19 protein-coding genes and 1 riboswitch are annotated in these 22,000 nt (G+C 38.5%); of the genes, 2 read left to right on the top strand and 17 right to left on the bottom strand.

Annotation, left to right across the window (positions count from 1 at the left end; genetic code table 11):
* Positions 1-197: 197 nt before the first annotated feature.
* Positions 198-1,346 carry a radical SAM family heme chaperone HemW gene (gene hemW / locus IGK72_RS05670; RefSeq protein WP_002410012.1) on the bottom strand — a complete coding sequence of 383 codons (1,149 nt, stop codon included), beginning with the start codon at positions 1,344-1,346 and terminating at the stop codon, positions 198-200.
* A gap of 243 nt (positions 1,347-1,589) precedes the next feature.
* On the bottom strand, positions 1,590-4,250 hold the full coding sequence (gene mgtA / locus IGK72_RS05665) for a magnesium-translocating P-type ATPase (protein WP_070415886.1): 2,661 nt from the start codon (positions 4,248-4,250) through the stop codon (positions 1,590-1,592).
* Positions 4,251-4,363: 113 nt separating this feature from the next.
* Positions 4,364-4,534, bottom strand: a riboswitch (M-box (ykoK) riboswitch).
* Between the two features lie 252 nt (positions 4,535-4,786).
* On the opposite strand from mgtA, the gene IGK72_RS05660 reads away from it, so the two are divergent.
* Together IGK72_RS05660 and IGK72_RS05655 are read left to right on the top strand one after the other, a co-directional pair.
* Entirely contained in the window at positions 4,787-5,662 is an 876-nt protein-coding gene (locus IGK72_RS05660; RefSeq protein WP_002382245.1) for a LysR family transcriptional regulator, read from the top strand.
* A gap of 23 nt (positions 5,663-5,685) precedes the next feature.
* Entirely contained in the window at positions 5,686-6,573 is an 888-nt protein-coding gene (locus tag IGK72_RS05655; protein ID WP_002357832.1) for a LysR family transcriptional regulator, read from the top strand.
* A gap of 61 nt (positions 6,574-6,634) precedes the next feature.
* On the opposite strand, the gene IGK72_RS05650 is transcribed toward IGK72_RS05655, so the two are convergent.
* The 15 genes from IGK72_RS05650 to IGK72_RS05580 all read right to left on the bottom strand — a co-directional run bounded on the left by IGK72_RS05650 (position 6,635) and on the right by IGK72_RS05580 (position 21,987).
* Positions 6,635-7,783: an FtsW/RodA/SpoVE family cell cycle protein gene (locus IGK72_RS05650; protein ID WP_002357833.1), complete on the bottom strand. Its 1,149-nt coding sequence runs from the start codon at positions 7,781-7,783 to the stop codon at positions 6,635-6,637.
* The gene (locus IGK72_RS05645; RefSeq protein ID WP_002371242.1) at positions 7,749-8,924 is read right to left on the bottom strand and encodes an FtsW/RodA/SpoVE family cell cycle protein; all 1,176 of its coding nucleotides are present in this window, start codon (positions 8,922-8,924) and stop codon (positions 7,749-7,751) included. The genes IGK72_RS05650 and IGK72_RS05645 overlap by 35 nt, the downstream gene beginning before the upstream one ends.
* A 158-nt stretch (positions 8,925-9,082) precedes the next feature.
* Positions 9,083-9,343 carry a DUF2087 domain-containing protein gene (locus tag IGK72_RS05640; RefSeq protein WP_002360471.1) on the bottom strand — a complete coding sequence of 87 codons (261 nt, stop codon included), beginning with the start codon at positions 9,341-9,343 and terminating at the stop codon, positions 9,083-9,085.
* A gap of 26 nt (positions 9,344-9,369) precedes the next feature.
* A complete protein-coding gene (locus IGK72_RS05635) occupies positions 9,370-9,711 on the bottom strand; it encodes a DUF1048 domain-containing protein (protein ID WP_002357836.1) in 342 nt (113 codons plus the stop codon).
* 3 nt (positions 9,712-9,714) lie between these two features.
* Positions 9,715-10,038, bottom strand: coding sequence for a PadR family transcriptional regulator (locus tag IGK72_RS05630; RefSeq protein ID WP_002357837.1), 324 nt, complete (start codon positions 10,036-10,038; stop codon positions 9,715-9,717).
* A gap of 149 nt (positions 10,039-10,187) precedes the next feature.
* On the bottom strand, positions 10,188-10,784 hold the full coding sequence (locus IGK72_RS05625) for a GNAT family N-acetyltransferase (RefSeq protein WP_002357838.1): 597 nt from the start codon (positions 10,782-10,784) through the stop codon (positions 10,188-10,190).
* Positions 10,784-11,734: a riboflavin biosynthesis protein RibF gene (gene ribF / locus IGK72_RS05620; RefSeq protein WP_002357839.1), complete on the bottom strand. Its 951-nt coding sequence runs from the start codon at positions 11,732-11,734 to the stop codon at positions 10,784-10,786. Before ribF ends, IGK72_RS05625 begins: the two co-directional genes overlap by 1 nt.
* Before the next feature lie 25 nt (positions 11,735-11,759).
* Complete coding sequence (truB, locus tag IGK72_RS05615; protein WP_002357840.1) at positions 11,760-12,680, bottom strand: tRNA pseudouridine(55) synthase TruB; 921 nt, start codon at positions 12,678-12,680, stop codon at positions 11,760-11,762.
* Positions 12,681-12,833: 153 nt separating this feature from the next.
* Positions 12,834-13,958: an SH3 domain-containing protein gene (locus IGK72_RS05610; RefSeq protein ID WP_070415887.1), complete on the bottom strand. Its 1,125-nt coding sequence runs from the start codon at positions 13,956-13,958 to the stop codon at positions 12,834-12,836.
* Positions 13,959-14,076: 118 nt separating this feature from the next.
* Positions 14,077-14,472, bottom strand: coding sequence for a phage holin family protein (locus IGK72_RS05605; protein WP_002357842.1), 396 nt, complete (start codon positions 14,470-14,472; stop codon positions 14,077-14,079).
* Between the two features lie 23 nt (positions 14,473-14,495).
* Positions 14,496-16,265, bottom strand: coding sequence for a hypothetical protein (locus IGK72_RS05600; RefSeq protein WP_016633492.1), 1,770 nt, complete (start codon positions 16,263-16,265; stop codon positions 14,496-14,498).
* A 32-nt stretch (positions 16,266-16,297) separates the two neighbouring features.
* Entirely contained in the window at positions 16,298-17,755 is a 1,458-nt protein-coding gene (locus tag IGK72_RS05595) for a phage tail protein (RefSeq protein ID WP_002379375.1), read from the bottom strand.
* A gap of 12 nt (positions 17,756-17,767) precedes the next feature.
* Complete coding sequence (locus tag IGK72_RS05590; protein ID WP_002365553.1) at positions 17,768-18,694, bottom strand: distal tail protein Dit; 927 nt, start codon at positions 18,692-18,694, stop codon at positions 17,768-17,770.
* Position 18,695: 1 nt separating this feature from the next.
* Positions 18,696-21,629: a phage tail protein gene (locus IGK72_RS05585; protein ID WP_430608912.1), complete on the bottom strand. Its 2,934-nt coding sequence runs from the start codon at positions 21,627-21,629 to the stop codon at positions 18,696-18,698.
* Entirely contained in the window at positions 21,619-21,987 is a 369-nt protein-coding gene (locus tag IGK72_RS05580; RefSeq protein ID WP_002361692.1) for a hypothetical protein, read from the bottom strand. The genes IGK72_RS05585 and IGK72_RS05580 overlap by 11 nt, the downstream gene beginning before the upstream one ends.
* Positions 21,988-22,000: the final 13 nt, after the last annotated feature.

The following is a 22,000-nucleotide window of genomic DNA, read 5'->3' as shown; positions in this document are numbered from 1 at the left end:
TAACATCTAAGTGCTAACTACATATACTAATATAACAAGTCCTTGCCTTTTTGTCAAGGGAAATACGCAACTTTTTAGCACTCTTCACGCAAGAGTGCTAATCGCTGCAAACCACCTTCAAAAACCATCAATACCAACTTTTGTAATAAAAAAATCATCGAAATGCTTTGTCACACTTCGATGATTTTTTTATTTTTTTACTCTTTTTCACTTAACAAAAATGCTTCAAAAACATTATTCCCCACAAATAGCCCTTTTTTCGTTAAACGTAAGATATCTGCTTCTTCAATTAATAATTCTTCTTTGATTAAGCGTTGAATGACCTCTCCATAAATTGCTTCAATTGGTTCCTGAAATTTTTGTTGGAATTTTTGTTTAGAAATGCCTACTTTTTTACGTAAGCCTAAAAATAGCTCTTCTTCTATTTGATTTAGACGAGTTAATTCTTCAGTCTCCACAATTGGCAATTGATTTTCTCGCAAGGGTTTCAAATAATGTTGGATTGGACCGTGATTTTTGTAACGAGTTTGCCCAAGATAGCCGCTGGCACCTGCGCCAAATCCATAGTAGTGGTCATTATTCCAATAAGCCAGATTATGCTGGCTTTCTTTTCCTGTTAAAGCAAAATTACTGACTTCATATTGATGACGTCCTTTTTTCTCCATTGCTTCAATCGTTTCGTCAAACATCTGTGCTTCGATTTCTTCTTCAGGCAGCTGTAACCGTCCTTGACGAACCCAGTTCATGAACATTGTTTTATTTTCAAGAATTAATGAATAAAGCGAATAGTGCGGCAAGTCCAATGCTAAGGCTCTTGTCAAAGTATCGCGAAAACTTTCCAATGTTTGTCCAGGTAAAGCATAGATTAAGTCAATACTGACATTGGTAAAATTTTCTTTCTCTAAAAATTTCATTGTTTCATAAACATCTGCGGCGGTGTGTTTGCGACCGATTTTTTTGAGCAAGCGATCATCAAATGTCTGAACGCCCATCGAAAGACGATTGACGCCATAGTTTTTCATGACTTGTAATTTTTCTTGGGTTAAATCACCAGGGTTTGCTTCCACCGTAAATTCATTTCGGTCATCAAACGTTAGCTGTTCGCGAACCCCTTTTAGTAGCACATCTAACTGTTTCGCTGATAATGAAGTTGGCGTGCCTCCGCCAATATAGATGGTTTTCATTTCTTGTTCTGGATACAATGCTTGCGTAAGTCGAATTTCTTTTAATAAACTCTGAATATATTCATCAACTGGTTGTCCTTCTAAAAAGACCTTGTTAAAATCGCAATAATAACAAATATGCTCACAAAATGGAATATGAATATAGGCCGACCGATCGAACATCGGCGTTGAAGTTGAAAGTTGGTTTGTTTTGGTCATTAGCTCGTTTTATCTCCTTATTACCAAAAAGCTCGTTCTTTTTGGAAAGTCTCTACTAGCCATACTAACTGTAAATGACAAATAAATCCATAAAAAAATTCGCGCAGCCACTTAAAACAACAATGAGGAGCTGTCATAAAAACCGACACCTCCTCAACCTTGAAAGAAAAGTAAAAAAATTTTTCTATATATAATAGTACAAATCAGTTACAGTAATTGACCGTAACGTTTGACGTATAAAACTTTAATGAACGCAACCAGTGCTAAATAAGCAACAATTGTCGGGATTAAATACAAGAAATAGCTTGGTGATAAACCGACAAATCCTAGTTCTGCACCGAAAGCGGTAAAGGGTAAAACACTTCCGAGAACAATCCCTGCTGTAGTGACTAATGTCATAATTCCAGAAGCACTACTTTGAAGCAAAGGCATTTTTTCTGTCCGTAGGAAATGCAAGACGAGCATTTGGGACCATAAGGACTCAATGAACCACCCTGCATGGAAAATACCAATAAAGAGCAATTGATCTGCTCCATTTAATTCAAAGAATGAGCCACCTAGGATAGCCGGACACACAATGAAATACATAAATAAATAGGTAACAATATCAAAAATAGAACTCGTTGGACCAAACCAACGCATAAAATTACCAATTGATTTTGGTTCCCATTTTTTTGGTTTTTCTACGTATTCTTCATCTACTTTGTCCCAAGGAACTGACATGCACGAAGTATCGTAAATTAGATTTAATAATAGCGATTGAATCGGAGCAATCGGTAAAAATGGTAAAAAGATACTTGCTGGGATCACGGAAAACACATTGCCAAAATTAGAACTTGCTGTTAATTTGACGTACTTCATCGTGTTCGTAAACACGCGCCGTCCAGATAAAATTCCTTTTTCCAAAACCATTAAATCTTTTCTCAATAAAATTACATCCGCCGATTCTTTCGCTACATCGACAGCTGTATCAACAGAGATTCCTACATCAGCAGCACGCATTGCTCCAGCATCATTTATTCCATCACCTAAAAAGCCAACAGTTTGACCATTTTCAGTTAACGCATTTACAATACGAACTTTTTGGTCAGGCGTAATTTTGGCGAAAATATTATACGCTTGAACGGTTTTTCTTAATTCTTCTTGGTTTAATTGTTGAAGTTCATTTCCTGTAATAATTTTTTCGCCAGCCAGACCAACTTCTTTACAAACAGAATGCGTCACATACTGATTGTCCCCCGTTAATACTTTCACAGCTACATTATGTTGATGCAAGGCGTGTATAGCTGCCGCCGCTGTTTCTTTTGGCGGATCCAAGAAGGCAAGATAGCCTTGTAAAATCAACTCTGATTCATCTTTAGTTGTATACTCCCATTCAGCCGCTTCGACTTTTTTATCGGCAATTGCTAGAACGCGCAAACCATCTCGATTTAAAGCTTCAACGTCTTTGGTAATTTTTTGACGCAGCGTCTCTGTTAAGGGCACAATTTCGCCATTTAAAAGTACCTGTGTGCAGACCAAGAGCATTTCTTCAACCGCACCTTTGGTAATTAAGCGTGTTTCTCGCGTTTTAAACTCTTTGATAATCACACTCATTCGACGTCGATTGAAATCGAAAGGAATTTCATCTACTTTATAAAAATCATCTGATTGTATATCACTTTCTTGCGTCGCCGCTTGAATAACGGCGTTATCCATTAAATTACGCAAGCCCGTTTGAAAATAACTGTTTAGAAATGCTAAATCCAAGACTTTTTGATCTTCTTGGCACCCAATATTATAGTGGTATTCTAAAATTACTTTATCTTGTGTTAAGGTACCTGTTTTATCCGTACAAAGTACATCCATCCCGCCAAAATTTTGAATGGCATTGACATTTTTCATAATCGTGCCTTCTTTAGCCATTTCTCGAGAACCTTTGACTAAATTGGTTGTTACAATCATGGGTAACATTTCTGGTGTCAAGCCGACAGCTGTGGCAATCGCAAACATTAACGCTTCCACCCAATCGCCTTTTGTTAACCCATTAATTAGAAAAACAGTTGGCGTAATGACCAACATAAAGCGAATCAGCACCCACGTTGTTTTATTAATTCCTGTTTCAAAACTCGTCTGCTGCTGCTCTTCTCCGTTATCAGAAGCCATCCGTCCGAATAAAGTTTGATTACCAACTTTAATGACAATGCCCAAACCAGTGCCACTAATTACATTTGTTCCTAAAAACAAAAGATTGTCATATTCTGTATCAATTTGATCACTATCTTTTTGATGAGTCGCGTGTTTTTCAATGGGAAAACTCTCTCCAGTCAAGGATGATTGGGAAACAAATAAGTCCTTAGATTGGATTAAACGTAAATCGGCTGGAATCATATCGCCAGCGGATAGTTGGACCAAGTCGCCACACACAACTTCCTCAATAGGAATTTCCATTTGCTTCTTGTCACGAATGACTGTCGCTGTAACTTTAATCATATTTTGTAATTTTTCAACTGCATTGCTTGATTTGACTGATTGAACAAAACTCATCGTGCCGCTTAAGATGACCATCGCTAACATAATTAACACGCCAGTAACATCTTTTTCCTCTGGCGCAGCATAGACATATTCTGTAAAAAATGAAATCGTGGCTAGTGCTAGTAACACCAAAGTAAACGGCGTGATATACGATTTTATAAAAAGTCGCAGCCGTGAAGCTTTTTTTTCATTCATAATTTTGTTGCGGCCATAACGTTCTTGTAATTCTTCAATATCTTGGTGTTTAATGCCATCCCAAGTTGAGCCGAAACGTTGTAAAACTTTTTCTACTTCTGAATGGGCAAACTTTTTGTAACTATAGTCATGGCCCAAGTGACGCATTTTCTTTTCCATTTTCTTTCACCTCATTTATCTGTTGTTGACTTGAATTGACGATCGGTTCATCTTCCATTTTCCTCACCCTTTCCACAAAAAAAGACACGCTGAAAACTCAACGTGTCAAAGAATAATCGTTCTTATCGTTGAGCTTTAGCACTATACAACGTAAAAAGCGATTGCTTTTAGCTACCTTAAGAAAAGCCTTCATTCGACAGTTCCTGTTCTACCCATTGGCGTCTCTCGACATTTTTGGGCAGTAGCCTATGTTTGTATAGGAGCCTCACCTAACAAATCTTATTTAATTACAACAGCAAGTATAATCCTTCCTTGAAAAAATAACGATATAGAAAAAGTTTTTAGCAGATAACTTTTTGTCCATTCAGTAACAAAAAGAAAAATAATCCGCTTATTTACTATGGTTTTCTGGTATGATTCGTATTTATTCATAGAATCATAACTGGTTAAATTAATCTAAAGACCGTCAGATAGCCTTGTCGAGAAGCTTTTCTTCTGCTATTTTTTGTATAGTTAAAGAAACGGCGGTGAGGAAAATGAAATTACAACAACTAGAATATTTTATGGCAGTTTCAAAGTATGCGAGTTTTACTTTAGCTTCTCAAAAGCTCCATACGAGTCAACCTTATTTAAGTACCCAGCTCAAGGAGTTGGAACGTGAATTAGGTGCTTCATTAATTTTAAGAGACAAGAAACATTGTCGGCTTTCTCCAGCAGGCGAAGTCGTCGCCAAGCGAACAGAAATGATTTTTGCACTCATTAAGGAAGCGCAAGAAGAGATTAATGAATTAGTGACCCAAGGATCGACAACGACCATTCGGATTGGAACAAACTTAATTGATATAGATAAAGCATTTGGAGAAGTCTTGTTGTTATTTAATCAATCCTATCCGTATGTAAGTATTGATTTTAAGTATTATTACGATCTTGAAACAGCCTTGGAAACAGATTTAATTGACATTGGGATTGGGATATTTTTGGATACCTCGATTCCATTAGAGAAAGAATTAATTTATACAGAAAGCTATCTCCTTTGTGTCAATAAAAATCATCCTTTAGCCCATGCCGATAGCGTGACGATTGACGAAATTCGTTCTTTACCTTTTGCTGCATATTCCGATCAAGTATATGAAAAAAAAGTGTTTAAACGTTGGGAACGTAAAATCAATTGGGAAAATCGGCAAATCGTCATCGAACTTCCTTCTCTTCATTTAGTCTTAGACATGGTCCAACGAGAAAAAGCCTGTAGCATCCTTCCCTATTCACTCACTGATGAACTAAACAGACGTAACTTAGTTGGTATTCCTCTGGAAGATAGTCCAGAACGAGCCATCTATTTAGTTCAGAATAATCATCACGGACATTGTGAAGCACACCGTTATTTATTCGAACAATTACGTTATTTATTCTAGGAATAGAAAAAGGAGGAATTCCCATGGAACTATTTCGTTTACATTATTTTTTAGAGTTATGCAAAGTGAAACAATTTACTAAAGCAGCCGAAAATTTAGCAATTTCTCAAGCTGCATTAAGTAAGCAAATAAAAATTCTTGAAGCAACGTTAGGCGCTGAACTTTTTAATCGCCAAGGCCAAACTACCACCTTAACGCCAGCTGGATTAATTTTAGAAAAATATTGTTGGCGCATCACCAATGAGTTGGTCTCAATTGAAGAAGAGCTAAAAGAAATTAATCATTCTTCCAACCATATTTATGTAGCCACTTATCTCTGTGATTTAGAATATAAATTGAATGACTTACTAATGACAACATTAACGGATCGTTCATCCAACTTACAAGTCCACACTATTATTACAGAAAATATTCTTCAATCCTTGGAAACAATGGATGCAGATTTTGGTATTTCCTTTGCTGACTTACCATTACCTGAACATATTGGTAAAATTGATTTATTTACAGCAAATTATCAATTCATTTTAAGAAACGATCATCCAGCTTTGGCAAAAGCCACGACGGAAGAAATTTTAAAAGAACTAACAATGTACCCCTTCGTCCGTTTAAATACCGAATTTTCCGAGCAAAACAAATTAACCAATTGGCTAGATACTACGTTCTCTAATTTTTCTCCAGAGAAAGTCATTCAAGTGGATACTCTTTCACTTATTACTCATTTGGTGTCTCATTCCGATAGTTTCGCTATTGTCCCCGAATACACAAATATTCAACTTTTAGACAATTCGATCCATACACTAACTTACCAAGAACTACCTAAACGAAACATGGCAGTTTATTATTTAAAAGAACGTTACATGAGTCGACAACTTCAACAACTTTTGGCTGAATGCCAAAAACAATTTCAATAGTAAAAACCAAGACTAGAGCTTGTCGGCAAGCGAGTTCCAGTCTTGGTTTTTATTTGTGTTTTCAGGTAGCGGCTTCTCTTCCTTTGACAAATCCTAAAGAAGTGATAGCCATCACTAACGAAGTGCCTCCTTGACTTAAAAACGGAAGCGGAATACCTTTTAACGGCAACAGTCCAATCACCGCACCGATATTCTCCACCGTTTGAAAGACCAGCGAAAAAATAAGGGCGACACAGATGTACATACAGAAACGCGAATTGCTCCGCAAGCCAGCTACTAAAACTTGATAAAACAAGTAAAAATAGAGAAAAACAACGGTGGCACTGCCCACAAAGCCCCAGGCTTCCCCGATAAAAGTAAAAACCATATCAGACTCACGAACAGGAACATACACTTCAATCCCATGCACACCCTTGCCAAATAAACCACCCGAACCAATTGCCAATAAACCTTGTACTTGTTGATAGGATATTTTATCGACATAATCATAGGGATGAATCCATGCTAAAATTCGATCCAATTGATATTGTTTAAAATGTAAAAAGAAGAGTACTTTGTGCCCCCACTCTGTAAAGACTAACAGAATCAAGACCACGCCTAACGTTGCTAAAGCGCTGAAAATAATGATTAAAATTTTGCGATCAATTCCTGAAATAACTAAAAGAGATAGAATAATCGTTACGAAAACAAGGGATGTCCCAAAATCTTTTTGTACCGCCATCAAGAAAAAAACAGGGACACTAACCGCAACGATTTTTTTTAGAAGTTGCTTGTCTGAACGCCATTTATCAGACCAGTCTTGTTGCTCATGTTGGACAATAATTTTTGCCAACATTAAAATAAACGCAATTTTCGCAATTTCTGATGGCTGAAATTTAATAAACCCTAAATCTAACCAGCGCTTTGTGCCCGTCAATAAATACATTCCTTTGTCATAGGAAAAATACAAAGCACTCATTAAGATTAATGAAAACCCATAGAAAAAAGGAGCTACTTTCCAAATAAATTTCTGTGACAGCCGACTAGCTAAAAACATGCCTGCATAGCCAACAAAAATAAAGAAAAGTTGTTTTAATGCTGGCACAGTTCCATCTTTTCCTTCATTAACGGCAATCCAATATTGCACACCAGAAGATAAAAGTGTGAGTAAAAAAATGGGCAATAATAAATCATAATTAAGATGTAAGTTGAATTTTTTTGTATTGACCATTTAACTGCCGCCTTTCGTTTGCAATAATTTTAATGACGATTCCTAATGCCACTGAAAAGATTAAATAACTTGTCCCACCGTAACTAACAAACGGTAAAGGAATTCCCGTCATTGGAATCAAACCCAAAACGCCACCAATGTTAATCGCCGTTTGAGATAAAATCAAGGTCCCGACTCCTAACAAAAACAAGCCGTAACAATGATTTTTTATTACACAACTACTCCGCAAAATCGAGGCCGCTAAAAATAACAAAAGAAATAGTAATAGTAAGCCGCCAATCAAACCAAGTTCTTCCACAATCACCGCAAAGATAAAATCGGTTTGACCTTCTGGCAAGCCACCTTTTTTTACCATACCATTGGCTAGTCCAGTGCCCCAAAACCCACCATTATACATTGCTAAATAGGCCATTGAAGGCTGAAATCCGCGATCATGAAAGGATAAAAACGGATTTTTCAAAACAACTAAGCGGTCATACACATGCGCAAAAAAATGTGGTAAGTACTGGTGATCGCCTAGAAAAATAATTATTTTAGAAAGAAGCGCCGCGCTAGCAACGACAATCCCCGCAGCAATTACACTAAATTTTGCATGAATACTTGCTGAGAAAATCAAGACACTGCCAATAACTAAAATAAGAATAGCCCCGCCAACTTTGGGTTGAATCAAAACTAAAAATGCAACGACCAAAACAAACAGCCATTGTTTTCTTAACTGCTTCGTTGTCAAGCCATTTTCTTTTTCACCTAAATAACAGCTCAAGTAATAAATAATCGCAAAATTACAAAGTTCTGATGGCTGAAATTGGATCCCAAAGAGAGAAATCCAACGTTGTGCGCCATTCGCTGCTACACCAAAAAAAGGTAGTCGAACCATTAACAGTAATAGTATCGAAACTAAAAGCAGTCCAATCGCAATTTTTTTATTAAATAACACTTCTAGTCGAACTTTGTAAATCACGAACATTAGCACCCAGCTGAGACACATAATAATGCCTTGTTTAATAAACACAGCAGTGGGCTTCACGCCTTGCATCAACAAGTCATAGCTACTGGCGCTATAAATCATTAACGCGCCAATAATACTTAATATAATAAAGGTCAAAAGAATTTTTGTTAGACCTAAAGTACGTAGATTCATTCTCTCACCTCTATCTTTTTCTAATTAAATCAATCTTACCAGTCTGAGTTAGAAAACAAATAGAGAGTTTTTTATAGAACTATTACTAAGCTTACATAACAAAAAGTAGCTAGACTTGGTTCATTTCACCTAGTTTCGCTACTTTTAAAAAAAGCCATTTATATAATTTTTGTGTGTTGCTCACATTTCTGATAAATTTTTCCAAACTTATCTCTTTCTAAATACTGATAATCTACTAAATACCGTCTCAAAAGTGCATAATCTTCATAGATTTCTCTAAGTCGCTGATTGACTTCTTTTTCCGTATATTCTTTCCCAAATTCAAATTGGTTGGCCACACGTTGAAACACTTGGACTTTTTTCGCATTTTTCTTGGGAATAACCAGCAACTTTCCTTCTTTAAAAAAATTTTCAACCATGTTTATTCTCTTTTTTTTTGTTTTGACTATTGTTTAGAAAATTGATGATTCAGTTTTTCTTTCTGTTTATCGGTCCATTTGCCAGCGACTTCATTGACAATTGTTTCAGCAAAATCACCTACTTTTTCTCCCGTAATATTTTTGATAGGTGTTCCGTTAGCAGCTCCTTCTTCAAACAAATCAAGTAAATCAGTCAACGCATTGAACATATTGGCTCCGCTATGATCTGAAAAATGCCATGCATATTTTTCAATTTCTTGAAATACTTGTCGATACTCTGCTGGTAATGCTGCAATCCGTCGTTTATATTCTTTGTACTCTTTTTTATCCCCCACAACTTTTTTGATCAACGCTTTAAAATTTGACATGCTCTATCCCTCCATTTTTTTCATCTTGTTTACTTGTTTTGAAAGCAACGTCCAACGCTGCCAAAAATCAGCGAGTTCTGCTTCTCCTGATGAGGTTAAGCGATAGAACTTCCGCATTGGTCCTTTTTCTGAAGGCTTTTTTTCAGCTATAACCCATTGATTTTTTTCTAAACGCAGTAAAATCGTATAAACGGTTCCTTCAACAATTTCAGTAAACCCTTGGTCATTTAAAATTTTTGTAATTTCATAACCATATGTTTCTTTCCTTTGGATGATGGCTAAAACTAAACCTTCTAAAATGCCTTTTAGCAACTCTGTCTGCTTCACTGCTTTTCCTCCCTAAACTACTCTTTAGTACTATGTACCACTACATAATAATACTGAGTACCGGTTCTGTCAACTACTTTGTAATAAAAAGTAGTAAAGACGCGACAACCACCAGTACTTAACTAGTAGTTGTCGCGTCTTATTATTCTTTATTCATTTATTCCGAGTTCTGCTTCAAAGGCTTCTAATTCTGCAGGGTGTGTTTCTGGATAAGCAAAGCATGTTGAAAAATGCCACTCCCCACCACTTGTGCCAAAATAACCTGGCAGTAATTCCAAAGCCAATAATGCTTCTGATGTTTCTTTTTCCGGTAACGTAATCTGAAAAGTAGTCGCTGGAACAAAACCGAACTTCGTATAGTAAGTTGGATGGCCCAGGATAATCAATCCGCCGACGCCTAATTCTTTGGCCTTCTGCACAGAATGCTTAATTAACGCTGAGCCTACGCCCGTGTTCTGTGCTTCTGGATGGACACTTAGCGGCCCAACGGTCAAAACAGCCTTTTCTGTATGATCAGGTAATCGTAGTTTGGCTTTTGAAGACATAATATGACCCGTTAATTTTCCTTGATCAGTTTCTGAAACTAAGGACAACTCCGGAATAAAGTCGGCACTTTCTCTTAATAAATGCACGATAAAATGCTCTGTGGGACGCCAGTTTTCGGTCAAGTTTAATTCCTTGAACGCTTGATACGTTAAACGCTCTACAGCTTGATACTCTGCAGGTTTTTCTTGACGAATCTTCATTATTTGTCCTCAGATTGTTGGAAATAGTCAGCCGTATCTCGTTCATCTTGTTTTAATTGGTCGATCAAGGCTTCAGCCCCATTGAATTTCACTTGGTCACGTAAATAATGATTCCAACGAACCACCACTTGCTCACCATAGATGTCTTGATGGAAGTCCAAAATATAGACTTCCACGGTTAAATCGCGTCCTTTTCCAAAGGTGTCATTATGACCAATTGAGCCCATGCCGACATACCATTTGCCACCAACTTCGATTTGCACAGCATAGACGCCAATTCTTGGTAAGCGCACGGTGCTTTTCACTTTGACATTAGCGGTCGGGAAACCCAATAAACGGCCACGAGCATCGCCATGGACAACTGTTCCTTCTGTTTCATAAATATATCCTAACAACTCCGTGACCTCCTCCATTTCGCCGGCTTCCATTTTTTCGCGAATTCTTGTTGAGCTAATTTTGGCACCAGTCATTTCTTCTTTTGGTACTGTCACCACTTCAAAACGGCCTTGCGCATAAGTTGGTAACTGTTTGACTCCAGCGATTTCTTTAGGACCATACGTATAATCAAACCCAGAGACTGCCACTGCACTATTTAAATTAACGATATACTGATCGACAAAATCTTGCGGTTTTAATTGAGCAAACGCTGAAGTAAATTCGACAATATATAAAATATCAACGCCCAAGTTGGCCATTAGGCGTTCTTTTTGTTCCAAGCTAGTTAAATATTTCATATTTTCTGGTAAAACTTTTTGAAAAACGATTGATGGGTGTTGGTTGAAGGTCATCACAGCTAACTTCAAGCCTTTTTCCTCAGCAATCTTTTTACCTGTTTCAATTACTTTTTGGTGGCCTTTGTGAACACCGTCAAAGAAGCCTAGGACCATCACGACTTCTTCATTAGGAATTTGATTGGGTTCATAGGGATGATGTAGTTGAATAACTTGCATGTGCAAAAACTTCCTTCTTTTTTATTTAATTGTTCCGTAGAACTTTACTTGGTTTCAATAATTTATCATGCGTTGGGTGTGGCATGTATAAACTAACCACTTGATTTTGGTAAAATAAGGCAACTAAGGATTCTGGCATTGCCTTTATTCCTAATTCTTTTTTGTGCAAACGCATACCATTTTTTACTTTTTGATACAATTCATCTGATAAATCAATTCGTGGGAATTGTTCTACTGCTGTCTCAATGGGCAACAGGCATTGATCGATTGTTTCAGCAGCCATTTGTTTGGCTACTTCTTCTAACGTTAAGCATTGCGCAGCTTGCAAACCGCCACTTGCCGTTCTCGTTAAATCCGACATATGGGCAGGATAGCCTAATTTTTTGCCAGTATCCACGGATAGTGTCCGCACATAGGTTCCTTTGCCACAGACCACTTTAAACCGCCAACTTTGTGTTTGAGCGGATTCGTTAAAAATTGGTTCACTAGTACGTTCAAATGAATAAATCATAGCTTTTCGTTGGGGCCGTTCAACTTCTTCCCCGTTCCGGGCATATTCATATAAACGTTTACCATTGACTTTCACCGCAGAAAACATCGGTGGGATTTGTGTGATTTCACCTGTCATTTCGGCCATTGCTTGATCAATTTGTTCAGTTGATAGAGGTGTTGTAACTGGTTTTTTTTCAACAATTTCGCCACTAACATCTTCGGTTGTCGTAGCAAATCCAAGTGTAATTTCACCTTCATAGGTTTTGCCAGAATCTACCATGTATTCGATCACTTTCGTTCCTTTGCCAACGCAGATGGGTAAGACCCCTTCGACATCTGGATCTAGCGTACCACCATGACCAATTTTTTTGGTATGTAAAATTTTTCTCAATTTAAATACGCAGTCATGACTTGTCATGCCACGTTCTTTCCATAACGGTAAAATGCCGTCCATTATAGTTCCTCCAGTTCCGATAATACTAACTTTGTCATTATAGCATAAAAGTACCTAGCTTCGCAGTCTCCGTTGCTTATTCCCTTTGGCAAAATCTCTGCTGAATGCAAAAAAAGCCACAAACTCTGATAAAAGCAGAGTTTGTGGCTTTTTTTAGCTAGTAAATGATCCCCATGTATTCTGTGCGTTGCCATCGTTTGGTCCGATTGGCAAATAAATTCTCGCGCCTGACGTATCTGTCCCACCAATAAAAACATACCCATCTGCAATATAAAACGCATCGTAATAAAAGCGAGTATTTTTGGGCCAGATACTATAAATGGGTGCTGACAGACTAGGTTGGCCCGCTCTTAAAACAATGCCTTCGTCCACACCAATTAGAAATGATTTCTTCGTTTGCGGGCGCCAAAGTTCAGCAATGTCGCCATCGTTCACATAGCCTAACAAATGTCCGCTATTTTCAATACGGTAAAGGTTTTGTCGGTCGGGTAATTTCGCTGTAATTGTTCCTACTTGTGTCCAAAGTGCCTCTGCTGATAGATGTTCATTGATTAAAGCATCTGGTGTTGGATAGATTGAAGTGAAACGAATTGCTTGTCCTACTTGATATTTTGGCGCATTAGGTTTACCTGGCTGAATAATGACAGTCTCAGCTGTTTCAGAAACGCCCGTTTGTAAATCTTGTGCCAACTGCGCTTTACTAATCCCCCAACGCGCTAAATAACCATAAGGATCTGTATGATCTCCCCACCAATTTTTTGTAATCCAATCATGAGTGACTATGCCATAACCTGTTCCATCGTCCAGCGAAAAATCAGCACCAATGTTCTGAGCCAAATCACGGGCCAAATTAACATAGGCAGCATAATCTTTTTTAAACGTCGCCGCATTATTCGTTCGAGCCAATTCGATTTGCGCATAGGCTTTTTGATTAGCTAAAGAACCTGCGCCATATTGAATTTGGCCAGCAGGAGCTAATTGTTTCACTCGTCCACCAGATCCGACAAAATATGAGACATAAGCATTTGACCAATTTCGTTTCATATAGGCCACTTCATTGTCTAAACTGTGTGGTCCTAGGTTCCGCTCGTTTCCAGATTCATGTAAAACAATTAATTCATTGCTTGCAGAGCCGGGAAAATAAGTAAAGTTGATTGGATCCGCTTCGATGGTGTAAGCGCAAGCCGTCATCGGAATCGTTAAACTTAAACCAATCACTAAAGCAAGTTGAATCATTAATTTTTTAAACATAGCATGCTCCTTTCTTAAAAAAGCCATGAAAGGAAAGTCAAAATAACTTCCCTTCCACGGCTTAAACCTGCAGATAAATGGCGGGACAGAAGTAATTTCTTCGGCAATCAGCCGAAAGTTCTACGTTTGTCCCGACCACTTCTACTTAATCATCTTTATTTTTTAACTGAATAAATAACTCTTTTAACTTTTTCGGCATAGGAATAAAGGTCGCAATGTTTTCAAAAAAAGAAAGTCCTTCGTTCGCAATGTAAAAAATCAGAACCATTTCCCGAATTGGCAAATTGTTCCCCACAACTTTTTCAACACGAACCGCTACGGCAACCACAAATAACATCGTCACTTTTTTCGCAATTCCGAGCATACCAATCCGACTGGACAATTCTTTTGTGGCGATTGCCTTAATCCAACCTGTGATGAAATCGACAATAATTAAAAAGAGGAAGACATCCAACAATTGATCTAATCCGCCTAATAAACGTACGACAATCCCACCGAAAATGCTTAAAAGCATTGTTATTGTGTTGAGATAACGTTCCATAAAAAGACTCCTAAACTAGCTTGTTATTTTGTTGGAAACGGATCGTCCGTGTACCAACTTCCTTGTAGGTAAATATTTCCAGCACGGTTAGCACCAAAAAGAATTCCTTGATTTCCCATCTCATATAAACCAGCACAATTCGGTTGAGGGAATGTATATTGCATAGCAGTTAACGCCAAATTCCATATTCCCTTTGTAATCTTCGTCGATAATGTATATCCTGTTGGAACAGTAAACACTTTAACCAAATTATTATTCAATTTCGTTGGATCACTCAAATTACATCTTACAAATGCATCGACACGATTTCCTACCCTAATTAATACAAATTTCATATTATCCTTATTAAAGGCCGCCTGATATTTTGCCTCGACTTCACCAACTCCACTAGCTTCATAAATGGCCATTCTAGAGGATTCCAAAGGCACACCATTGACGGTTGGCATAGTTACAAAATTCTTCACCCCAGCAATCTCTTGATCACCTGTTTGTGTCACAGCTTGACCTTTAATCGCTTCCGCAACGTTTTTCGGGTGCATATATTTACTCGTTAAAGTTCCCGCGACTGCTTCGCTGTCTGATGCGAAGCCATAATTTTCTACATTGCCTAGCCCCACTTGTTCAGCGGTTACTTGGTGCGGGTTATCTTGATTTTCCATATGGGTATTGAGTTGCTCTGCTTGAACAAAACCACTCTTCGCTAAAACCGCTTGGGCATCAACAGACAGACCAATATGAAGCCCCACGTAATCAACTTCTAAGCTAGCTGGCGTTACCCCATTCGATGAATCTGTATAGCTCATTAAATAAATGAAACCTTCATCTGTGATAAAATTCTGATCATTGATTTGAATTGAAAAATCGCCAAACTCTTTTGCTGATTCTTGGATTTGAGTTACCCAATTATCCGTAGTTGGTAAATACGTAGCGATTTTAATCGTTTGATTATTGGGCGCAGCGGCTTTCACACGTTGATTAATCGTAAAAAATTGAACGTTCTGGCGAATAAATGCCACCGCCTCGTCAGTTGTGACTGTTTCAAACATTTGTGGAATTAATTTTTTAGCGGCTTCAACGAGATTGAAGGCCGCTAATTGTTGCGGAATCACACCGCTTTGGGTGGAACCTGTTTTCACGCCCTCATCATCACGGCTGGCCATTTTATTGTAGTCCGCTTGGGAAACTTCCTCCCAAACGTCTGTTGGCTTCTTAAGAATTTTTGCCGTAAAATCAGTGGAATAACTGTTTGCATTGGTGGCTGTATTGCCGGCCGTTTTACCGTTAAAGTCTAACTTCATTTTGACAGTAGTTGGCTTAGCCAATAAAGAAATACCGTCTGCTTTTGTCATACGGTCATTCAAATCAATTTGAAGACGATTCGCTAAGGTAGCTTGTTTGATGCCTTGTGTATCTGTACGTGCTTGGACAATTTCTGGATTACTATCACCCGCTTCTGCTACTAATTGATCGAAATCATTTCGTAAAGTATCAAATTCTTGTTTATTATTATTTGCCGTTGAAACTGCATTTCCTGCAATCATGATTGCTGTTTTGGCATTGTTCATCGCTTGGTTGGCTGTTTCATTTGCTTGATTGCCTGCATCGGTGGCAATTTGTACGGCTTCTTTGCCAGCTTCATCTGCTATGTTTTTCGCTTCAGAAATTCCATTCGTTAACTGGACTTGGTAAGCATCTACTTTCTCAGCTGATGCATTCGACTGATCCAAGATTGCATTGATTTTAAGGCGACCTTGATTCAGGGTATCTAATTCTTCAATATGTTCTACTGACATTTCGTCACACTCCTCTAGTTTTCATTATTTTATTAAAACTGGCCACCCAATTGGGATTGAATATACACACGACAGATGACCGAAGCATCCAACCATAGTGGCTGATGAGAGAAAAATTGAAGCGTGTGATTGCCGCGTTCGATTTTTTCATCTGTTGTTTTTCGTAAATAACTCAAAATGTTTAGCCGTTGTTGTTGCAATGATAGTTGGGGTAATTTTTTGCCATCCACTACCAAATCAATGTTCGTTACAGAATGCGAAGGTCCTTTAGCAGTTGCCTTGAACGTTAATTCTGCGGTGTTTATATAAAGAATGTCCTCGTCAAAGTATAAATTCAGCTCCACTGGCTGTGTCTTGCTAAGTTCTCCTTGTATTGAACGATTTAAAAGTGTCGTCGCCCCTTGTGCGTAAGTTTCGTTAATCTCTTGTTTCCGACTGAAAGCTGTCATGGTACTATGAATTGTTTCTTGCAGGTTTCCCAACTCTAGCTGAATGTCTTGGGGGGCACCAAAGACATCTTTTTTGCTTTCTTTTTTAATACGAAGGTTGACACTCCCAAATTCATTCGTATTAATCATGATAACCGTGCCCAACCGCAAACGATCGATTGCCAAAGGTTGATCTGTTAATTTAATTAAATCAGCTGCAGTCACTACCCAAGAAACTTGTGGCTTGGTCCATTCTTCTAACATTCGCAAAGCATTTTCCTTTAATGCCTTGGGATCAGAAAAACGCTGTTCCACCCAAATTGACTCCAATAAACCATAGCGGTCAATTGCGGCCTTGTTCTCTAAATACGGAACCCCTTGATTGACCGAGCGAATATTGACTTTGTTAACACCTTCGCCTGAACCTAATGGATAAATCCGATTGATTAGCATCTTGGGATTACGTTCTATTTCAAATCCTTGCATGTTGTAACCTTCTTGAATTCGCGCAACTGGTTCTGTTGGCGGTTTGACTAATGAAAGTTCAAAAGGATAGACCTCTGTATTCCATTGCCAAAGATATTCCTCTTCGAAATCGGCTGGGATGCTAAATAAAGGCTCAACTAACCCATTTTCATTTTCCCATTTATAGGTTAATTTCCTTGAAAAATCACATTTTTTTAGGACCCAATGCTTTGTTTTTTGTTTATTCAATAAAAATTGAATGGCCTCTTTCGTTGTTTTGTTTTTAATTTCGTGACAACCAAAAAGGACAGTATCACCTAAGGTACATAATGCTTCTGTGGCAGAGTAATGAATTTGATTATTGTTCGCATCTTTCTTAATTGTGGTTGGCATCACGCGATATAAACCAATATATTCATTCTCATTGTCGGTCAGTTCCACCCATTGCATTTCTGCAATAAATTCATTTTTAGGATCATCTAGTGGCATGGTAAAATCTAAACTGCCAATTTTGTTCTCTATTTTTTCATAACTGACTTGATAGGCATTATCCAAGATTGCCGTATATGTTCTTTTCAAATCCAGCGCCATTAACATTTAATCACCCTCCTACACAAATCGGTTAGGATAGCGAATCGTCAAGCGGAAGTCGCTATCTTTGGCTTGAATATACAGCGGTTCATTGGGATATAGATAAAAATCGTTCATTGGTCGAATCATCGGTGCACCATTTTTTGTCAGATAAAAATTTTCAGTATCGATAATAATTTCCGAACGATCAAAGTCTCCTAAGTTAATTGTATCGTTCCGTGTTTTAATCCAAACACCACGTCCGGTTCCTGTTAAAATAATGGTCGGTTTGACTTTTAATCCTTCAACCGTAGGATAAATTTCAATTGGCCGAACTTCTTTGCCTAAATCCCCCATCGTGTAAGCCCGATTTTGAAAGGTAATCATGGTTGATCCCCAATAAGCCCCGCCTTCAATTAAAATTGGAAAATCAACTGCACCTGAGCCTGTATTCCCCATTAAGTAATTCGCTTGAAATGTAATGGTTGGCGAACCCCACATCACACTAGTCGCATCACTCCGTGTGTATTTATACGGATCAGAAAGCAATAAAGTAAAGGTGCCTGTTACTTGGTTAACACCTTCGGGTACATCACTCACTGAAGACTTACTGCCAAACCACAGCATTTCCGGTTCATCGTTAAACCAAATAGAAACGTCTTTTTCCGTAAACAAAGCAACGTTTAAATGATTAAATGCATCTCGAAATGCTTCATTATTCACAGCTGAAAGGCGATATTTGACTGTTAATTCTCGTTCTGGAATTCGCGCATAAACGTGACGTTTACCATCACGAATCCCTAATTGATAGCTTTCAATTTCGCTTGGAACTAATTCTCGTCCTGAAACTGATAATGTTTGATAGCCAGGGATGACTTTTTCTAAAAATTGGCCGTTAAAATTCAACGCTTCTGAAGGAAGAGGCGTTGAATGAGTTGCTTGATTGGTATCAACAAATTTATACATGTTATCCTCTCCTTCCTAAGCGGTTATTTTGTTTCACTTGTTGTCGTTGTAACTCTGTTGCTAAATAAGGCGCCGTAGTTGCTGCGACAACTTTTCCATCTAACGTTGACTCTACTGTCACAAATAATGGTCGATTGTATGCATCATTTTCTAAACGATGGTCAATCGTTGCCGTGAAGTTTCCTCGACCAGCTAAGTCCAAGGCAAAATCATTTAACAGCGGTAAATCTAAAATAGAAGCCATTGCTCTACTAACGGCTGTTTCGCCTGCATAAATCCCCGTGGCAATCGTGCCGCCGAAATTCAATTTATGCAAATCAGATAAGGGACCTTCTTTTGCTGGTGAAAATGGTAAAAAGTTACGAATTTTACTGACAACTCCATCGATTGCTTCTTTGGCTTTTCCAATTGCGCCTGTAATTCCATCAGCAATCATGCCGACAATATTCGCACCGGCATCGGTGAATTTTGAAAACCAACCTTGGATTGCTTGCCAAGCACCTTCAATTACAGAACCAATGGCATTTTTTACCTGATTGGCTGCATTGGTAACCCCATTTTTGATATTTTCAACTAACTGTCCGCCCGAAGCTAACAGTTGACCAAAATAAGAACCAATCTTCGTGATCATTTGTGAGATTAATGTTCCTGCTGCGGACAGCAAGGCACCCAATAGACTGAGTACACCATTAATTAAGGCTTGAATCAGTTGAATCCCAGCACTTAACAACTGTGGCAACGCATTGATTAACGCACCCATTAAAGCGGTAATTAGCGTAATTGCTGCAGTAACCAGTTGCGGTAAAATTGAAATAATCCCTTGGATCAAAGCCATTAGCAATTTGACGCCTGCGCTGATGATTTGTGGCAAGGCACCAATTAAGGCATTTACCAATGCCAAAATTAAGGTAATAGCTGCCGCAACTAAGGTTGGTAAAATCGAAATAATTCCTTGAATTAACGCCATTAACAATTTGACACCTGCGCTGATAATCTGTGGTAAGGCACCTATCAACGCTGTCACTAACGCTAGAATAATCGTCAGCGCTGATTGAATTAACTGAGGTAAAATCGTCATAATCCCAGTGATTAATGCCATCAAAATTTGTAAACCAGCAGTCAAAATCAACGGTAACATAGTAACAAATGCATTGACTAAGGCCGTGATAATTGAAACACCTGCTGTAACTAGCATTGGTAACGCTGTGACAAAAGCTGTCACTAATGTAGTGATGATATTAATCGCTGCAGTTGTAATTGTTGGCAAGGCGGTGACAATCGCATTAACTAAAGTCATTAATAAGCTCAAACCAACTTCTATCAACATTGGTAAGACTGTTGTAATCCCCTGAATCAACGTAGTAATAATTTGTGTTGCCGCTTCAATTAAGACTGGCAAATTGGCAACGATCGCACCAACAATTAACGTAATTAAACTAGATAACGCGGTTACGATGCTTGGAATAGCTTCTGTTATTTTCCCGAGAATACTGGTTAAGACTGTTGTAAAAAGTTGTATAACTTTCGGTAGATTAGTTGCCAGCATTGTTGTAACCGATGTAATCGTGTTACCTAAATTATCAAAGACTTGGGTAATACCACCCGCACTCAAATCACCGGTTTTCATCCAGGCCGTCACGAATGAAACAATCAAGGAAATAATTAGACCAAACGGCCCAGAAATTCCTAATGCAGCCAGTGCAACCTTTGTCAGAACTTTTACCAAAAGACCAACCGCTAAACCAGCTTTGTCAAAGGTGCCACCAAATTGCCCTAATAAGTTACTACCTAATTGCAAACCGCTGGCAAAAACGCCTGCTAGCACACGACCAATTGTTGAAAAAATAGTCGCCATTTTCTCTAAGCCTACTGCAAAAAATTGTTTAAAAACTGCCATTACTTGCTGAAAGGCCGGCTGGATCTGTTGTAGCAATCCTACCAATTTGCCAAACGCCGCTGAAACAGCTCCTTGAATGGCACTAGCTAAGCTATTGATACTATTTCTAAATGTTTCATTGGTTTTATAGAAATAAATAAACGCTGCTACCGCTGCTAAAACGGCTGCTACAATTAAAATTAATGGTCCTCCACCTAAGGCACTAAAACTAGCACTTAGTTTTGATAAGCCACCACCTAACTTCCCAATGTTTCCTTGTACAAGAGCCAAACCAGCACTAAACTGTTGAAATTTTAGCTGAGCCATCGTTACCATAATCAACATGGGCCCAATGGCGGCTAAAATGCCCATAATGGCAACAATAAAAACTTGGACGGGTTTTGGTAATTTGATAAATAAATTAACCAAAGCTGTAATGCCTTTGACGACTGTAATAACCACTTGAACCAAAATTTCCATTCCTGGAGCCATCACGCTTTGAATCACTTGTGCCGCCGCTTCAAATGATTGATTCATCTGAGTCAATGCCCCTTGCAACTCGCCTTGCAATGAATCAGAAATCCCTCCTGCACTGGCCATAATCAGTCCTTGCATTCCTTGAAATTCGCCACTGACCCCAGCACCGACGCCCATAGCTGTTTTTAAAACGTTCAGCATAGGTAAGGAAACGGCACTAGTCATGGCCGTCCCAAAGCTCAGCATATTATTTTGTGCATTAGTAAAGCCATCAGAGGTTTCTTTCCCCGCTTTTTTAGCTGCTTCACCGGCTTGTTCAGCAGAATCTGTTAACGCTGTGTTCATTTGATCTGCTGCCTTTGCTGTTTCGTCTCCTGTTTTTTTCACTGTTTCTCCAGATTGTTGCATGACGGTTTTAAATGTGTTCATGACCGTGGCTGACTGATTGACACCCGCACTAATTTTCCCTAAATATCCACTTAATAAGGCATACTCACCGCTCATACTTTTTAATGCTTGTTGGACGCCTGCAAGGCTTTTCTTTGCCTCCGATAACGGCGTTTTTTCTTTGTCATTCTCCATCTACTCTCCTCCCTTCTCGATAGCGGCGTAGACGCTCTGCCACAGTGGCAAGTTGCGTTTTTTTCCGCTCATTTAATTTTGTTCGTTGTGGCTGGTTAGCTGCCAGAACTTCAGCAACTCGTTTTTCATAATCATAAAAACTTTTAAAGCTTTCAAAAACGGGTTTTCCTTTTTTGTTTGTCGCTTGCGCTTTAACATTTAAGTAGGCAAGCTCGTGCCTTTTCCGCTCTTCATCTACTTCTGCTAAATTAAAAGCAATCATTCGTAATTCAAATTCAGACATGGTCATCCGATCCACTTCTTCAAACGAACGACAGCCTAAGTAGCGAAAAGCAGAAAGAGCGATGTCGTGATACACGTCATCGCTCGTT

The organism is Enterococcus sp. DIV0183, assembly GCF_050541505.1.
In the GTDB taxonomy this organism is placed as follows: Bacteria; Bacillota; Bacilli; order Lactobacillales; family Enterococcaceae; genus Enterococcus; species Enterococcus faecalis.
Note: the sequence above shows the minus strand (reverse complement) of the source record. Positions and strands in the feature narration are given on the sequence as shown.

Excerpts from the sequence above, each read along its gene's own strand:
- hemW (WP_002410012.1), bottom strand. The coding sequence starts at position 1,346 with ATGTTCGATCGGTCGGCCTATATTCATATTCCATTTTGTGAGCATATT.
- mgtA (WP_070415886.1), bottom strand. The coding sequence starts at position 4,250 with ATGGAAAAGAAAATGCGTCACTTGGGCCATGACTATAGTTACAAAAAG.
- IGK72_RS05660 (WP_002382245.1), top strand. The coding sequence starts at position 4,787 with ATGAAATTACAACAACTAGAATATTTTATGGCAGTTTCAAAGTATGCG.
- IGK72_RS05655 (WP_002357832.1), top strand. The coding sequence starts at position 5,686 with ATGGAACTATTTCGTTTACATTATTTTTTAGAGTTATGCAAAGTGAAA.
- IGK72_RS05650 (WP_002357833.1), bottom strand. The coding sequence starts at position 7,783 with ATGGTCAATACAAAAAAATTCAACTTACATCTTAATTATGATTTATTA.
- IGK72_RS05645 (WP_002371242.1), bottom strand. The coding sequence starts at position 8,924 with ATGAATCTACGTACTTTAGGTCTAACAAAAATTCTTTTGACCTTTATT.
- IGK72_RS05640 (WP_002360471.1), bottom strand. The coding sequence starts at position 9,343 with ATGGTTGAAAATTTTTTTAAAGAAGGAAAGTTGCTGGTTATTCCCAAG.
- IGK72_RS05635 (WP_002357836.1), bottom strand. The coding sequence starts at position 9,711 with ATGTCAAATTTTAAAGCGTTGATCAAAAAAGTTGTGGGGGATAAAAAA.
- IGK72_RS05625 (WP_002357838.1), bottom strand. The coding sequence starts at position 10,784 with ATGAAGATTCGTCAAGAAAAACCTGCAGAGTATCAAGCTGTAGAGCGT.
- ribF (WP_002357839.1), bottom strand. The coding sequence starts at position 11,734 with ATGCAAGTTATTCAACTACATCATCCCTATGAACCCAATCAAATTCCT.
- truB (WP_002357840.1), bottom strand. The coding sequence starts at position 12,680 with ATGGACGGCATTTTACCGTTATGGAAAGAACGTGGCATGACAAGTCAT.
- IGK72_RS05610 (WP_070415887.1), bottom strand. The coding sequence starts at position 13,958 with ATGGCTTTTTTAAGAAAGGAGCATGCTATGTTTAAAAAATTAATGATT.
- IGK72_RS05605 (WP_002357842.1), bottom strand. The coding sequence starts at position 14,472 with ATGGAACGTTATCTCAACACAATAACAATGCTTTTAAGCATTTTCGGT.
- IGK72_RS05600 (WP_016633492.1), bottom strand. The coding sequence starts at position 16,265 with ATGTCAGTAGAACATATTGAAGAATTAGATACCCTGAATCAAGGTCGC.
- IGK72_RS05595 (WP_002379375.1), bottom strand. The coding sequence starts at position 17,755 with ATGTTAATGGCGCTGGATTTGAAAAGAACATATACGGCAATCTTGGAT.
- IGK72_RS05590 (WP_002365553.1), bottom strand. The coding sequence starts at position 18,694 with ATGTATAAATTTGTTGATACCAATCAAGCAACTCATTCAACGCCTCTT.
- IGK72_RS05585 (WP_430608912.1), bottom strand. The coding sequence starts at position 21,629 with ATGGAGAATGACAAAGAAAAAACGCCGTTATCGGAGGCAAAGAAAAGC.